This is a genomic window from Acinetobacter sp. BZX-2, from assembly GCF_055179795.1.
In genome coordinates, this window is the sequence record NZ_CM143686.1 from 83215 (window position 1) to 99847 (window position 16633).

The 16633-nt window shown below is 36.0% G+C and carries 12 protein-coding genes and 1 pseudogene; 2 read left to right on the plus strand and 11 right to left on the minus strand.

Features of this window, described 5'->3' with window-relative positions; genetic code table 11:
- Nucleotides 1–130: 130 nt before the first annotated feature.
- From ACY45D_RS00400 to ACY45D_RS00410, 3 genes are read right to left on the minus strand one after another with little or no spacing between them, the layout of a single operon-like run.
- A complete protein-coding gene (locus ACY45D_RS00400; RefSeq protein ID WP_463107968.1) occupies nt 131–3310 on the minus strand; it encodes a DEAD/DEAH box helicase in 3180 nt (1059 codons plus the stop codon).
- The gene (locus ACY45D_RS00405; protein WP_463107969.1) at nt 3307–4104 is read right to left on the minus strand and encodes a hypothetical protein; all 798 of its coding nucleotides are present in this window, start codon (nt 4102–4104) and stop codon (nt 3307–3309) included. The genes ACY45D_RS00400 and ACY45D_RS00405 overlap by 4 nt, the downstream gene beginning before the upstream one ends.
- Before the next feature lie 35 nt (nt 4105–4139).
- Nucleotides 4140–4520 (minus strand): hypothetical protein, encoded by a 381-nt coding sequence (locus ACY45D_RS00410; RefSeq protein WP_463107970.1) that lies wholly within the window; start codon nt 4518–4520, stop codon nt 4140–4142.
- A 172-nt stretch (nt 4521–4692) separates the two neighbouring features.
- On the opposite strand from ACY45D_RS00410, the gene ACY45D_RS00415 reads away from it, so the two are divergent.
- Together ACY45D_RS00415 and ACY45D_RS00420 are read left to right on the plus strand one after the other, a co-directional pair.
- A complete protein-coding gene (locus tag ACY45D_RS00415) occupies nt 4693–5595 on the plus strand; it encodes an AbiJ-NTD4 domain-containing protein (RefSeq protein ID WP_463107971.1) in 903 nt (300 codons plus the stop codon).
- 32 nt (nt 5596–5627) lie between these two features.
- Entirely contained in the window at nt 5628–6275 is a 648-nt protein-coding gene (locus ACY45D_RS00420; RefSeq protein WP_463107972.1) for a hypothetical protein, read from the plus strand.
- Nucleotides 6276–6278: 3 nt separating this feature from the next.
- Here ACY45D_RS00420 and ACY45D_RS00425 read toward each other — a convergent pair whose 3' ends face one another.
- From ACY45D_RS00425 to ACY45D_RS00460, 8 genes and pseudogenes are all read right to left on the minus strand, one after another.
- Nucleotides 6279–6833, minus strand: coding sequence for a metallophosphoesterase (locus ACY45D_RS00425; RefSeq protein ID WP_463107973.1), 555 nt, complete (start codon nt 6831–6833; stop codon nt 6279–6281).
- Between the two features lie 45 nt (nt 6834–6878).
- The gene (locus ACY45D_RS00430; RefSeq protein WP_463107974.1) at nt 6879–8075 is read right to left on the minus strand and encodes a hypothetical protein; all 1197 of its coding nucleotides are present in this window, start codon (nt 8073–8075) and stop codon (nt 6879–6881) included.
- Between the two features lie 196 nt (nt 8076–8271).
- On the minus strand, nt 8272–8499 hold the full coding sequence (locus ACY45D_RS00435) for an MBL fold metallo-hydrolase (protein WP_463107975.1): 228 nt from the start codon (nt 8497–8499) through the stop codon (nt 8272–8274).
- A 238-nt stretch (nt 8500–8737) separates the two neighbouring features.
- Nucleotides 8738–10330 carry a Tn7-like element transposition protein TnsE gene (locus tag ACY45D_RS00440; protein WP_463107976.1) on the minus strand — a complete coding sequence of 531 codons (1593 nt, stop codon included), beginning with the start codon at nt 10328–10330 and terminating at the stop codon, nt 8738–8740.
- The gene (locus tag ACY45D_RS00445) at nt 10320–11852 is read right to left on the minus strand and encodes a TnsD family Tn7-like transposition protein (RefSeq protein ID WP_463107977.1); all 1533 of its coding nucleotides are present in this window, start codon (nt 11850–11852) and stop codon (nt 10320–10322) included. The genes ACY45D_RS00440 and ACY45D_RS00445 overlap by 11 nt, the downstream gene beginning before the upstream one ends.
- A gap of 826 nt (nt 11853–12678) precedes the next feature.
- Nucleotides 12679–13521 (minus strand): annotated as a pseudogene (locus tag ACY45D_RS00450) (ATP-binding protein); the annotation flags it as partial.
- The gene (locus ACY45D_RS00455; protein ID WP_463107978.1) at nt 13518–15608 is read right to left on the minus strand and encodes an integrase catalytic domain-containing protein; all 2091 of its coding nucleotides are present in this window, start codon (nt 15606–15608) and stop codon (nt 13518–13520) included. The gene ACY45D_RS00455 and the pseudogene ACY45D_RS00450, both read right to left, overlap by 4 nt.
- Nucleotides 15592–16401 carry a TnsA endonuclease N-terminal domain-containing protein gene (locus ACY45D_RS00460; protein WP_463107979.1) on the minus strand — a complete coding sequence of 270 codons (810 nt, stop codon included), beginning with the start codon at nt 16399–16401 and terminating at the stop codon, nt 15592–15594. Before ACY45D_RS00460 ends, ACY45D_RS00455 begins: the two co-directional genes overlap by 17 nt.
- Nucleotides 16402–16633 lie beyond the last annotated feature (232 nt).

The window sequence follows — 16633 nt, forward strand, 5'->3', positions numbered from 1 at the left end:
GGGGATATTCGCCAACTCAACTAAAATTGAGCGGTGGACTGACCAGCATAGTATTGATGCTTGATACTAAATTAATAATCAAAAATGCAAATGTCAAAATGTTTTTGTGTGGAGTAAAAGAAAGAGCTTTTTAGACTCCTTCTAAAACATGCCAGATTTTCCTATAAATTTGGCCATTTTCCCCAAGAGCTTGATTCCAATCAGTATCGGTTAGATTTTTTAAACGATTGCGTAAAGCGGGTAATGACTCATTAGTATTAGTTTTGCAGTAGTCTGCTAAAGGCTTGGCAGCAGTACGAGGAATACCTAGTAAGCGCATGACAATTGCATCATCACTATTGACGCCATAAAATACTTGAGATGGTAAGTTGCTCAATTTTTTTAACTCATCTTCTGGAAGGTCACTAGCCGTAATAGCCAATAAAGCACCTAATCCCCAAGAGGTAGTTTGAGTGACTTTACCAAACAATTTTTGCCCACATCGAGTAATAGAATCTACAAATTCTTCATTTACTTTACTAAAATGGCTTTCAGCAATTTCAGGGATACTTTTACCATTCACCCAATCTTTGATAATTGAAGCTAATTTATCTGTTTCCTCATTACCTTGGCCAATTACTTCTTTAAAATTATCTCTTAATTCAGGAACGTGTAATAAAATTCCCATCATGTCCTTTAGTACTGGGCTTTGTTCAGAAAATAATGTTTCATGATTCCAGGAATTTTTATTGATGTCGCCTTTATGGGTAAAAACAGACCTAATCCCTTGTATAGAGAAACCTGTACTATCTACTAATTTAAGAGGTGCTCTCGGATCTGATAAGTATGTATCAGTATAGTGGCGAATACCCTGTAACAACTGGCGAGCAATATTACTATTCTCTAGTCGTAGCTTTTCAAAACCTAATGTACCCCGGAGCACTTGTTCAATTTGATCAATAAAACCTTCTGGTTTATTCATCTGCCGGTAGGTATGAGCTAAATATTGTAGAAAACTAGACCATTCTGGGTATTTGTAAACAATTCTGCCTAAATCATTAAGTTCATTATTAGCAGTGATTGCCATTTGAATTAATGCAGAGTTGAGATCCCCAGTATTATTATGGATAAAGTTTTTTAGTACTGTTGCACGTTCATCATCTTTTGCAGCTAGAGCAATAACACCTAATTGTCCTTGTGACACTCTACCAGCTCTACCAGCAATATTCCAAAAGTCTTCTGGCGGCATATTAATAGGAGCTTTAGTTTTAGATGGATATTGATGTGAGGCTAAAACAACTCCACTCACGGGGAAATTAATACCTTGAGCAATTGTCGTGGTCGCTACAAGATAATTTAATCTTTCGTTTTCAAATAACCATTCAATTAATTGGCGAACTTCTTCTGGTAATCCAGAATGGTGAATACCTATTCCATATTCTAATAAGTCAATAAGTGGAAAATCTGCACCCAATTCTAATAATAGATATTTTTGAACAAGGGCAATATCTTCATGAATAGTACTTAACTTAACTTCACCCTTTTTGATTTTTTTTGCTAAAGACCATACATTTGTTGGAGATGAATGCATAACAATAACAGGGCCACGTTTTTTTAGATAAGATGCGGTCATTGCGGCAACATGACCTTGATCGCTTGCTTTGCTATACGAATTAGCGACTTTATGATTACTAGGAAATGAAAAAGACTCATTTAGTGCAAGGGTATCTCTGCTAGTATGAATCATTTCGAAATTTAAGGAATAATCAAAGCTTCGTCTATTTAATTGTTGCCCCTGAACCGGTTTAACAACTCCAATAACACGATCATTGGGCTGCCAGTCTAGTCCAAGGCTTACATCTTCGGAATTACTACCACCTAACCAACGTGCAACTTCTTTGGCATTGTTAATAAATGGTGTTAACAATAAGAACTGAGCATACTTACTTTCATTATTAATAGTTGCTAATAACAACTCTAGTTTTAATCCTCGATAATCAGAATTAATGTTATGTGCTTCATCTACAACAACTAAAGTTAATGGACGACCTATCTTCTCTTCCCAGCCTTGCTTTAACATTAAGTCAAGTTTTTCTGGTGTCGTAACCAATACACGGAACTTCGCATCTTGTTGATTTTCTTTTAAAAGCTCAATCTCAATATTATCAAACTCTAGGGCGGGACTAAGCTGCTCAACAACAATATTAAGCGGGCTGAAATCTTTACGTAATTGACGGGTAACTTGGTTTACTAATGCTCTCGTAGGAGCAATATAAGCAACCCATCCTTCTTGATCATCAAATTGATTCAGTGCCTGCAATATTCGGAATTGAGCAATGAGAGTTTTACCACTCGAAGTAGGTAAACTAACGACTACTGCACGACGACTAGAACCTAACAAACCTTTTTCAGCAAGAGTACGTCTTTGAGGTGGAAGCACATCGAAAATAGCTTTATCACCTCTACCTCGATCTACTAAACTTTTAACAAACTTAGTTACTCTAGAGTTAACAGCACGAGTTACTGTCCAGATTGAATTATTAACCATTTGAGCGGCTGCAATTGAAAGCAAACGTATTAAGGGCTCTAATTCAATAAGTTGAGTGTGTTCACAAGCTTGGATTGCTCGATCAAAATGCATATCAAGTAGATGTTGAATTTGGTGGTTGCCTTCAACTACACCATCTGTCATAAACCGAGCAAAAACATCTGCCGCTTTGGACAAATGATAGAGCGCAATAAGCTCTAAGGCTGCCGCTTTAACTGATTGTTTATCAATACTTTCTAGATATTCTTTTTCAAAGCTTTCTTGAGATGTGCGTAATTTTGCAACTCTTTCTAATATCAGATCACGATCATTCCATCCCTTTTTACGAATTAGCCTTAACCAAATATCAATAATAGTAGCCCAAGTTCTTTTACCCCAATTGTTTGATTCGAGTTCTAATGCTGGCCATCCATTTTCATCATTGAGTGAGCGTAACCAACGAGCTGTATCTGCACCACGATCAGCAATAACGCCAAGTGTTGCGGTTCTTAAAAGGTGAATACCTGCCATTTGAGGATCAGATGGAATTTGCAATGCACGATATAACCTAAAGGCATCTTGAGCAGTTCTCTTTAATAACCGCTCTTTATCTTCATCCACTTCAAATCTAGAGCAAATGAGGTCTAAGACTGCTAATTCAAGAGAGCTTGCGGTTTGCTCAATGTGGTGGAAATCTACATCAATATTCGTAAATAAAATTTCTTTATTTAATTGCAGTTTATTCGCCAAATTTAAGGCAGATGCACGATGTTCTTGAACCGAGTCTAAGAGCCAGTGGTTCATGCTATACCTCCACTATTAACTCGTTTGACAAGATCCTCAATAGTAAATGGTAAATGCAGCGCAATTAAATGACATTGAGTTGGCGGTCTTAAAGTATTTCGTAATTTTTGTCCTCGACTAGCTAGGTCATTTGGATTTGGAGATGTATCACGAATTAATATTCCAAACAAAGTTATGGCTTTGAATTGTGAGCTAAAAAACGCTCCACACGCTTTGTTATATGCTTCTACAAAAATGCCTGATGTTTTAATACGTGGAAGCAACCATAGTAAAAGTTGACGTATTTTTGTAAGGTCATGCGCTAAGCCATCAAGCTGATGATATAAACCTGATCGTCCAGTAATAACTTGAGGAGGGAATTTAATCTCAGAGGAAGTTTTTACTTCGCCGAAAACTAATGAGAAATTACCATCTTTTTCTACAAAGCCAACAAGGTCTGCTCCAGCAGTCGAGGCGTGAACATTTCTTTTCTCTCTCTCCATATTCCAAGGAAAAATGATATTATGTTTCTTGATTAAATAAGCTTCTGCAAGAGCCTCACCCACAGCCCAATCTAGAGGCTCTACCTCTCCAATGGAAAGAAAGGACTCTAGACAATCGTTTGCCATTCCTGTCAGAGCTAAGCCTCTTAGATGATCTGCAAATTCTTCTTTTCCTTCAGTATCTTCTAACCGTTGTTTAACGTCATTTAAGAAAAAATCTACACACAGTTCTCCATCTAATAAACCAATGCCTTGCCATGAAACAGAAGTATCAGAATCTTCGTAATGTTGATGGAGAAAGTCGAGGTTCATTAATTAGATATTCCCGTTAAAAAGTGAATAACTCTTTATGAAGAAAGAATATTCGCAAGTATATTAAATATTTCTTGTTTCTTTTGGAAATTCAAATTTCCTATATTAATGATAATATCATTAAATTTATTTTCATTGTGATCATTTTTTAGCATGGGATCACCAGTACCAGTAATCAGCCAGTGCAGATTAACTTTACGACCATACTTATCAGTTAATTTTTCATGATTATGAGCCAACCTTAAAAAATCTGGCAGACTTTTTCCTTTTTTTACAGCATGTAAGGTACTAGCATTGGCATATCCGAGCCTTCTGGATAGTTCAGAATAATTAGTCCTCAAATGATCAATAACTAATGTGTTAAATCTCATTGAAATGGCATGGACCTGTTCAATGGAATGATTTTGTCTAGGCATCTTATGATATTATCATAAATTAAAAAGCATAAATATTCTTTAAATAGAAAGTAGTTGTATTTCTTGAAGGTTTAGACAGCATTGTAACTTTTACTTTCATTGTTTGAATTGATTTACCCAACAAAACAATTAGTATAAGTGTAAGAAATTTATAAACTTTTAAAGTAATCTTATGATGCTATACAGTGAACGTATTAATGGTTCAAAACCAAGGACAAAAGAAGATATCTGTCCATCAATGTGGAAGGGTATTGTAACTATTCTAGAGACATTAGAAAGTCAAAATTATTTTGCAGAAGCTTTCCCCGAAACATGTCCTGATTCAGGCGAAAACTGTGGAACGGATTCTCATAAACTTAATAATACTTTAAATGCATATTTGGAAATGGAATGGCCATTAGCCACGACTGAGCCTAAAGAGAACCATTGGGAAGAGGATAAACCATGGACACCTGATATATATAAGGTTTTTGATATACTTGAGTTCTTATATTTAAAAGTGTCAGAACCTGTCCAGTATCATTTCCATAAATTTTTTGGACATCATCATTTAGATTTTAAGCAAGAGACTGGTAGAGACAAATTTAAAGATGAGATTAATACTTTATTTAGAATAAGAGGTATGGTTTATGAAATGAATTCAGTAGGGCAAATAGAGAAAATTATTTCTGATGAAGCAAAGACACTAATACAACATGTGCTTTTAAGAAAGTCTAACGATCTTGAATTAAATCAGATGATTCTTGATGCGTGTAGTAAAATTAAGTCATATAACTTTAATGATAGATATCATGCTTTAGAAAAATTATGGGATGCTTGGGAGAGATTGAAGAACTTATTTGATCTTGATAAAAGAAAATCGATCGGGATCATACTTAGTTTTTTTGATGACAATCTTTCTTTTAAGTCATTAATTGAGCAAGAAATGAGAGAATTAACAGAGATTGGAAATACATATCGGATTCGTCACTCTGAACCTAAACAAGCAACATTACAGAGTCATGATCAAATTGATTATTTATTCCATAGATGTTTGGCAATGATTGATTTAATTATTTATAGCACACATAAGTAATTTTCTCTAATCCATATTAATGAAAAGGTTAAATGATAAAACATACTGTTGATGAGGCTGATATTATTGTAATTAATGCTATTAAATCCAGAGCATTAAAAAGATTCAGATACCAAAGTAGAGAAACTTTAATACGTGAGGCAAAAGAGGCTCTGATGACCAGCTATCGCTGGTCAGATGATCTGTGTGTTGATGTGGCAATTTCTGATAAGAAGTCTTTGAGTAGCATATTAAAAGTAAGTAGTAATAAAACGCACAGATTAGTGAATGGTATTACATCACCACGTTTTTGGGGCATATCAACATACCCATATTGTAAAATGGCGGCACTTGATATTATTTATTTTTTTACTTCAATTGAAGAGGCTAAAGAGGTTCTAAAGCATTGTATACCAGACTTTAAAGGATATTCAGAGGAAGAATTTAAAATGTGGCTTATGAACTTTTCTCCTCGAATTTTTCAAAAAGATTTAGTAGAAGCTTTATATGATGATGCAATTGAATCATCAAAATTTTTGTTCAAATTGAGACCGCCCAATGATTACAGTTTTTTATATAACTTAATAGCAATGGATGTGATAGCAATTGACTGTATGGGATGGAAAAGAGGTTTCAAAAGTATAAACTTGGCAAAAGCTGCTATGGTCTGGCGTCCAATTCATCGTGTACATAAGAGATAGTAATTAAATTTCTAAAACTGTTAATGTTCCCCCAAAAACAGCTCCCGTATCGATGAAGAAGCAGTTCTCATGCTGGATAGGTTCTTTAACTATGGTGTGACCAAAATAGATCTCGTCGACACCTGTCACAGTTTTATAGGCAGGATTATATTTACTAAATCGAACACGTCCTCGGTGCCACAGCGCAATTTGTATAGCTGACTGTTCACCTTTAATGAAGTAGTTATTTTTGAGAACCTCTCGTTTGAATTCCTCCCAGTCATTGATATGTATATCAGCATGCACAAAGCCATAAATTTTTTGGTTATGCTGGATTTCAAGAATGATTGGTAAATTACGGCATTGCTCAACAATGGTTTGTTGTTGATGAATTGGCAATTCATATAACCAAGCCCCACCATGATAAGAATGCATATCTTTCATTTCTGTATCAATGGTTGCTTCAATACACATTTGCTCATGATTGCCACGGATTGCTTTAAACCAAGGCTCATTAATAAGGTTCAGGCATTCAAGATTTTCTTGGCCACGATCTACCAAATCTCCTACGGAAACCAATAAATCATGCTGATAAATTATTACCTAAGTTAATTTCTTCCATATTTATAAACTGAGTGTAGGCTTCTCTGAAAAACCAAGGTATGAAATCTGGAGAATTGAATCAAAGAAAATCTTACTTATTTGGGACTGTGGCAGGTCTTTAATCCTTGAGTAAGCTGTAAGGTTCCAGTTGTTAGCGATAGCTCTTTCACCTTGACCTTCACATGATGAGATAACCATGTTCTGAGCATGATTTTTTGTAATTTTCCCTGACTGATATTGCTCTGTACTATTTGCAATAGCTCTATAAATAATATTGTAAATTTGTCCTACAGAGAAATTATTGACTAAGTTTTGGAAAACGGTAGTTGTTTTGGGGCCAGGAGAAAAGTCATAACGAACACTTTTCATCTTAAACATGAGATATTGCATACTTTCATAAAATGCTATCTTCTTCCAGAGCTCATAACAGAAATTTGGATTTTCTAAAAATTCATCTGAGCGAGGGTACATTAGTCGATGTAACATCATCTGGTAATCTCCATCCTTGGGTTGGATGTTGATCTGATAATTAATATAGTAAATATAATAACTTATATTGCCATCCTCTTCCTCTATAAACTGATCAAGATCATTTATAAGATAAGGAATAATAAGCTTTCTAGATAACAAGTGCTGTAAAAGTTCACTTGTGAAATCTAGGTACGGAGTAATGGTTATATCTTTTTGATTAATCTTTTCAATATATTCAGCTTCTTCATGTAGGCATTCTCGTAACAGGCTTGCTAAGTAAATTTTATCGGTTAAAGATAAATCTTCTTCTACTACGAAAGGTGTATCTTGTAATTGCTCTAGAAAAGTAATTTTTTTCTTATTCAAACTATCTTGTTTATGTTTTTTTTCTAGTTCTTTTAATTTTGATTTTTCTTTACATTTTGAGCAGTTACATAGCCTGCTTTGTAGGTGCTGACATTCTGGACAAATAATATCTTTTTGACTTAGCTGTTCGTATGAACTCTTTGAATTCAATTTTGTGATCATTGGAACATCACAAAATTCACATTTGATATTGAGCTTTACTAAAGGAAATACTGAAACAAGCTTAGAAGCAAGGATATCTATATTGTATTGTTCAATGAGCTCCTTTACTTTTACTCCAGTATAGTATTGATTGACCAATTCTGTAACTTCATCTTCAGTCAAATGCGATATAGCCGAATTAAGTTCACCAAAAATAAAATTTTCTTTATAAAACATCATAGTAGTCTATATCATTAAGCTTTTAATATTCTAATAGATACATATAATTTTTCAAAGTTTATAGAACTATAAATTGATTTATATCGCATTTTATACCTGTAAAACTTTCTAGCTGAGGCATTCACTTTTTTGCGCTGATATATGAAAAATAGAACACTCAGCTAGAAAACTAGGAATAATGTAGTGGAATAATCCTTTATTTCTCCCACCACGCTGAAAACTCATTTCTTTGACCATCTAGCCAAATTGGTTGCCCAATCTTAGGTGTATATATTGGCAACTTCGCTTTCTCACTGGTTTTAACTACACGTTTAAAAGGTTCATCCCAGGCATGTGGTGAAAGAGAAAACCGCCCAATATGCATTGGCATCATGGCTTTAGCCTTTAAATCTACTGCTGCCTGCACGGCCTCTTCTGGGTTCATAGGGTATCAAACCTGTCATTTTCATGGATTTTTGATAAAGGATAACCCCAGTATTCAAAATGTGAACCAATCCCAAGCGGTACAACGACATTTTTAACCTTGTCCTTAAGCTGGGTTACCGTCGCATAGTCTAGATGGTCATAGTGATCGTAGGAAATGAGTAGGTAGTCATTAGTCATTGAAACTTTAAGATTTAATTGAGAAAGATTCTTTTGGAGCTAGATAAAAAAGCAAGTTTTTATTGAAGACTAATTAATCGATTGTAAATTCGATTTGCCCAACTATCTAAATCCTCAATGGCAACTTGTTGTCCCTCATCAATACGTGGATGATTGAATCTAACCTGTTGAATTGCTATTTTTTTGATAAAACCAAGCGGCCAATTGAGTGTTTTTTGAACCACAAATTTACGAATTTTTTCATAATCTTCTTCCCAGCAATTCATATCTTTTATTCTTAATAATTGCGTCGAAAGACGTGTCGCATTATCGGATGTATCAACTTCAAGTAAAATGAAATGCTGACCTTGATGCAGAAAATGCACTTCAGCGATACAACGTGGATTATCATCTGCTTTTAGGTGTTTGGTAAATCCTTCTACTTCAGGCAAAACTTTTAAAGTTAGTGAATACTGTATCCCATGCTTCTCCTCAAGTTTATAAAGCATCTGTATAAAAGCAGAGAATCGGTCTAGATATAAATGGGCATCATCAGTTTGATCCTTTGCTCCCTCAAAATCCCCCGCTTTAACTGAACCACCAATTCCTGGTTCATCTGCATTCACATCGCCAATCAATTCATCAATATACTCTTGGGCATCATCCACGATAACAGCGTTTTTTGAACCAGTTTTATCTGCGACTTTCCCAGTTTCAAATGGATCATCAAAATCAAGCAAAGTGGTTGGACCATCTACAATTGTAGGCTTATTGCTAGGTGTTGCTTCTTCCTCATCATTAAGTTTGGGTTCTGCATGATTCGGTTTTGGTGGTATGGTACTGGTATTACCCGATTTTTTTGAGGCTTTAGAAAATTTATCGTGATGAAAATAAACAGGCTTATCAATATGGGTGGAGATCCCAGAAAAGCCAATGATTTCATCTATCTTAAATGTATTGGTTAACCTGTCATAGTAACCATGCGCCTCAATGTTTACGTCTGTTAAATTTGGTGGGATGAAACTAAAATTCCATGTTTTTACCGTATTATTAATGCTTTCAAAAGCTTGACACTGTTGAGCGATGCTTTCGTATGAAGCTCTTATGTTTTTATTTAGGAGTAAATATGCAAGAAATCGACGAAACCCAGGTTTATTGAAATGAGAAAGTGCAAGTGAACCCTCGCATGAGGGCAGAACATTAATTAGGTAATGATCCGTCTTATTCTGAATATCAAAGTCTTCTGCCAGCACATTCAACTCAAGTGCAGATCGAGTGAGGTAAGCATTCTGAAAGAAGAAAGCTCTGGCTAACTCAAGCTGTGGCAATTGAATATGGACTTGCTTAACGGTTTGAGCATCATTTGAAAACGTTGCTAGAGCATCAAATCCAAAAAAATGAAATTGTGATTTAGATTGAGCAAAAGACATCCACTCTGCGGGTAAAGGGCATCTAAATTTTAGGTGAAATCCAGACTTTCGATGCTCATTTTTAGTTGAGTTGATAATTCGACGTTTAGCCAACAAATGCATATGGGAAAAAGAGGTATAATATCCATTTTTAGTTTCTTCAGATTCTCCCCACAGATTAATAAACCAAGGTTTATTTTCATATTTAAATAGTCGTCCTATACTTGTAATCAATGTATCTAAAGGAAAGCTTTTAATATGCATAAATCTTCTTCTCACAAATCATATTTAGGAAAATTTGGGCTTCTTGAGTAATCCTTTCTTTACTTAATCCTGCAAGTCGCAATATCCGCCATTTATCTTTAGTACTGGATTCGGTATAACCAAGCCTGATCATGGCATGGGTAATTCTTCGTATTTGATAAGTCATTGTATCTTCAGAATAAGTTGAAAGAAATTTGGAGCTTAGAGGCAAGTGGTACAAATTTTTGGAAATGGAATTTCCTTTGGATAACTGATTGAGAAACCAACTTTTTGACATTCTTGGACAAGCTAAGTCATCATTTGACCGATATAAAACTTTGAATAATTCTTTGGTTATTGAAAAATCACGTATAGACCAATTTACTTTATTTTTTCGGGCTTGAGGTTGTGATAAATGTCTCGAATTAAATGTCAGTAGCCAATTTTGATCATTTCTATATAGCCACATATAAATTGCCGAACCTGGCTTAATGTTACGGCCAGCTTTTACACTATGACGTTGCACAATATCTTGCCATTTGTGTCTCATCTCCTCTATTTTTATAAGAGGAATATTTTCAGTAGAAATAGGTCGTTTTACAAAATATGGGTTTGCTGAAATAGAGCTGACATATTGCAGAATGTCTTTAGGTGTCATTTCAGGTACGAACGAAGACCAGACTATACAATGTTCTAAAAAACTAAAGGCTTTGCGATGCTTTCTAAAAATAGTTTTGAGCCATGAAGTATCCAGATCAGGATCAATCCCTAAATTCTTAGAGTTGAGATATACATATTTAAATTTATTAATCACTTGCTCATAAGTTTGTTGATGGCGAACCTGATTGCCCCTACGGAAATTCTTTGCATCAGCAATTTCCAGATAAAACCTAGTCCATTGTTCATAGCTTGGTGATGGTTGAGGTTCAAGTTGCAATAACTCTACAGCCATTTGCCCTAATATGAAGTTTTCCTTAAAGTAGGGAGTAGGCATGTCCTGAATTTGATTTGGTAATAAGGGTAAGAAAAGATGCCGATGCTGTTGTTGAATATAATCTTGAGACAGAAGTGAACAACCATGTTTTAGACAGATTGAAAGGTTAGGTACAAACCAAGCCTTATTCCAGAAATACTCCCCATACATTTCTCGTTGCTGTTGTATGCAAATTGGGCAGTAATGGAGTTTGGTGTTGTTAGGGACTCTGGAAGCATTCAGACCAAGCATAAGATGAATAGAACCAGATGCCTGCTGAGCCATTAAAGCGATTGCCTGTTGTCGATGGGATTCCTGAACAAAGGGTGCATATAAGCCAAACATAGTATGTTTGTAAATCAGGTCTAGTAAACTAAAACGACCAGTTCGCTGTAATAAATGTACGATAGTATTTAAATGACTGGGTAAGTCTAAGGTAGCAATGACTTTTCGATTTTGGAAAACCTCATCAAGTAGCTGTTTAGGACTTTGAATGCCATGCTGTAATCCAGCACGGGCGATGGTACTGTAAATCAGCTCATCAGGAAGCGGTGTTGGAAAATTCCACATGGCTATTATCCCAATACTATGACAACAATTCTGACATTTGCAGAATTAAACCGTGATGGTCTAATTGGGTATAAATACTTTCTGGGCTCGTTGGATTCATTGAAAAAATATGACGAAGATCGGTATTCTCCAGCTCACTCCATTGTTTTAAGTTGATCCGTTGGTTTCTCTTTTTAGTGGCTGGAACTTGAGACGTTGTATTGTCTGTCCCCATTGCCTGAACAATAGCAGCCAAGAGCTGCTGTCTAGATATTTCGGGTTTTAACGCTACAATTTGTTGAATAGCAAAGATGATGGAGTCTGATGGGAACTCATCTTTTAGTATCAGATATACACGACGTTGATCATCATTACTCAATTGTTTTAAGGCTCGGTCTTCTTCGGATTCGATGGCAGAAGCGGAGATTTTCTGAATAAGATGGATGATTTTCTTATCCATATCAGGTACAGCCAAATCTGAGAATTGAGCGATTCGTTCAGGTACACCTGAACGTAATGCACTGAGCATCGGATGGACAAGTTTCAGTTCATCCTCATAAACACGTTTCAGTAGCTCTACAGTAATCGTTTCTGCTCCTGTTGCGAGGGCACGTAACTGGGCCAAAATAAAAAGTTTCACTACAATATCGAGAATACCTTGGCTCAAATCAAACCAGATATCTCGAATCTCATTACTTAAGATAGGGTCTCTTTTCTGCAAGTACTGCAATTTCCAAAGCGTATTGGTAAATGCTATCCACTCAGGATTTTGACTCTTTTGATCAGGTAGGTATTGCGGGATTGGGTTCCAAAAGATAGACCCTAAACCAGCAGCACGTCGACTAGAACGTAGATCAAGATCAAAGATGTTTCTTGCTTTAGGTGTACCCACAAAAAGTACAGGAATACCAATGGTATTGCTCATGGTGACAAAGAAATTGAGCATTTTCTCTGAACCACCAGACTTTGCCCGACTCAAATGTTGAATTTCATCAATGACTAAAAGGCCTAAAGCAAACATATTGGCTGTTTGAGCCATGAGTGCAAGCATAGTTTCTACACCATGCTTTCTCATACCATACTTTTTCTCATAATTTGAACCAATGATTTTATCAATCGCTCGGAAAAAATTGAGACAGAGTTCTTTAAGTGAACCATCATGTGAGCAATCTATTTTTAAGTAGACGATCTGATGGCGATTTAATATTGGATGAAAAATGACTTGAGGATATGCCCCTAGTATTCTTCGTAAAGAGGTCGTCTTGCCACTACCTGAACAGCCAATGATAGCCATGCTATGGGCAGTTGACTCAGTTTCATCAAAGCGTTTGGCATCCAGGTCACCTGTTTGCAATCTTTCATAACCGTTTTGCAGGTGTTGTTGCAACTTTCCTGTATTTGGATTACGACCAACATATCCTCCACGAATCATGAGAGAAATTCGCTCACTCAATAACATATGTATTGCCAAAGGCTGGAAAAATGAACCTGTGATCTGGTGGATATTATGGGCTCGAATAACTCTTTTTTGCTTTAGATCATCAAGAGTAGGCGTTACTTTTGAGATAAGATTTTTTGTATCTTCAAAAGGTTCTTGAATGGGTGGTAGGGCCTCAATGAAAGGGTTATCTTTATAAGCATGAACACCAGTGTCCTGATATTCTGCATTTCTTATTATATGATTTGTCATGACTGATCATCCTCATCATCAAAAAGACCTGGAACGAACTGCGGATAGCTTGATTCATCTTGTTTTGGCTTAAATGAAATAATGGTTCCCTGATCTTTGGGGTGTTTATCAGTTTTTAAGGAAGTATTTGATAATTTTTCATTTTCACGAACAGACTTTTTATTCGATTTAATTTCAGATAAACGCTGGCGATTTGACACACCAGAGTTGGTCGCCATTTTTTTTGATTCAGCAATGGTGTCACGAATAAATTGATCCAACTCTCTACGGGCAGTTTTACTGTTATCTTTTTCAATTGCATGTAGATTCTTTTCTTGATCTTGTATCTCCCACACTTGCCAAAATGACATACCCGCAAATTGACGACTTTTGGTTGATAAAGAACATTCCCAATAGATCGTACTATCATGTTTTGGGAATAAATATATCTTATCTACACAGCTTGGATCGTAGGCCGCTTGGAGATCCTGTGGGCGAGCGACTTCTTTACTACGATGTAACCAGCCTTCTCTGAGTATCTCTGATCCAATGTAATACAGGCCCCATAAATTGACGCCAGAAGTGGAAATGGAAACTTTCTTGCGAGGTAGTATCATGATTCGTAAAGTATCTGGATCTACAGTACGAAGATGGCCTGTACGGTTTTGGATTCCCCAGTTCCATATATGTAATGGAATTGAGGGTAAGTCTGGAGGGAAATCTGCATCTCTGTCATAAGTATCCAATACATGATACTGATTACGATAAAGTATGGTCTTTATGATTATCCTGGCAAAGGCTGAAATAGGTACAACCGCCTCAAGACGGTAATCTTTTTCACCATGTTTTTGAATACGATTCCCTTTAACTACGCCAGGGGCATAAGGTTTGAATTCTGCCTGTAATGTTCCAAAATAGCGTTCAACAATACCTTTTGCATCCCCTCGATAAGCAGGTGCATTTTCAATACGAACATTATAACCATGGACTAAGCGTTCGACCTGATGACTCATCATTTCACCACGGTCAGCAAGAATGGCATCAGGTAAACCTAGGGTTGGCCATTGTTCTGGCTGGATATCAATTCCAAGCAATTTGCATAAACTGACTTTATCACTGCAAGCATTTACAATCGCCTGCATGGCAACAACATAGGATGGATTATGAAACCCGATATAGAACCCCACAACCATTCTGCTAAAAACGTCAACCACTACATATAGGATAGGACGACCTAGAATCTTACTCCGATCATCATCAGCAACTAAATAGATATCGGCAATAGTCGCATCAATTTCATAACGACTACCAGGTCCAATCGTATTCGCTGTAGCAGTTCCACTTAATGGCCGTACATCTTTTTGGAAACTCAAGACAGGAGTTCTGGCTTCTATTCTTTGTGGAAGTTCGTATTCACGTTTGTAGAAATGGTCAAACTGTCTACGTGTAGGAATATCAGCCTGTTTTATATGTGGGTAATGTTGAACAAAGAGTTCTTCAAATTGTCGATGAGCAGATGTGATATTAATTTTCTTGTCATTTAATAATTCAGATTCAACGATTAACCGAAAGAGTCTTTCAATTTCTGGCGTAATTTTAATACCAGTTCCATCGCCAAATTTACGCTTTGCTCCCGATTTTTTAGAACCTGCCAAGGTTCTTGGCTTACCTGGTGCACCAGCATTTCTATAATCTGGTAATAAGGCATTTGGAGTTTGGCCTCTCTGCCAATAGCGGCGTAGGTATTTGTATATCGTCGCCTTAGTTGCGATATTTGTCTGCTCTACTAAACGAACCCGTTTAGCTCTAATCTCTTCATTGAAACAGCCTGTGTCATATACGATTGGTTCAATAATTCGGTAAGCCTGAGCACGTTTTTCAAAAGCAACTGAGTTTACGGGTGGCTCTATAGACTTAAGATATTCAAAAGGGTCCGAACTTCTAAATAAGCGTTTTTCATCAATCCATTGTGAAAGTTGTTCTGCAAGAACTAAAGATGGAACTCCTTTGGCTTCCTCCATATGAATCCATATGATTTCACCAAATTGAAAGAATAAAATCCGATAGTGGCTTTCATCAAATTTAACGACCTCATTGATTTGCCACATAAGACACCTCTAAATCAAACACCAGGTCAGACCCTTTTAATTTCTGGAATGGCTGTTGGATATCAAATTTAATTAAACGATTTGCTATAAGTGTTCTTAAATATTGTAGGGTTGTTCCAGAGGTAGTTTTTTCCTGTGCATCTACTTCTGTACAGAGTTTAATGATAGAAATCCCTGGTTTTTTTGAAAAATAATAAGAAATTGTATGTAGGCTATCCCAGATATCAGGCTCTAAATGTTCAGTAATAAAAGGGCTCAACCATTCAAGATTTTTTCGGGCAGTTGTGGGAATATTTTGTTCCGTCACAATACTCCATGGGATTTCTTTAACCTCCCAGTATCGACGTTCAATTTCGAGTTTTTCAATTGTTCTTTCTTTGATGAGTTCTTTTAATGGCTTTACCTGAATAACGAATTGAGGTTTTTTCTTATCATTTGTATCAATCAGAAAATCGGAAGTCATGACCTGTTCCGAGCCTTGTATGCTGGGATGTCTCAAACCATGCTTTAAACAGATTTCTTTTGTGTCATCTATATTCAAAGGAAATTGTTCCCGAATGTCCTGAACAGAACTAGACCAATCTAAAATCAAAAAAACATACAGTTCCAAATTAGAAAGTAAATGATGAACTCTTTGTGTTTTATGAGAGTAGATACGATGAGAGACCCCACGAGAGGGTACATCCTGAATGGTCAGCCATGGTTGGTAATCTTTTCCCATACCTTGTCCACGACCATCTTTTATTCTTTTGCTAATTTGTTCTTGTGTGAAGAATCTCGGTGCTCTACTCATAGAAAAACCCAGCCTACTTTTTAATCAGTATAGCTGGGTTTATCTGGTTTACAACTTTAATGTCTAGTTTAGAACTATATTGTTACAGTTTAGAACTTTAATGTTTGGTTTAAAACTATATTGTCCAAACACAAAATGTCGACGGACAATAAAGTATCATACCAACCCTCTTCATAAGTTATTGATGTTTCTTTCATCCTAAAACAATAAAGTTTCATACTGTTTTTTGTTT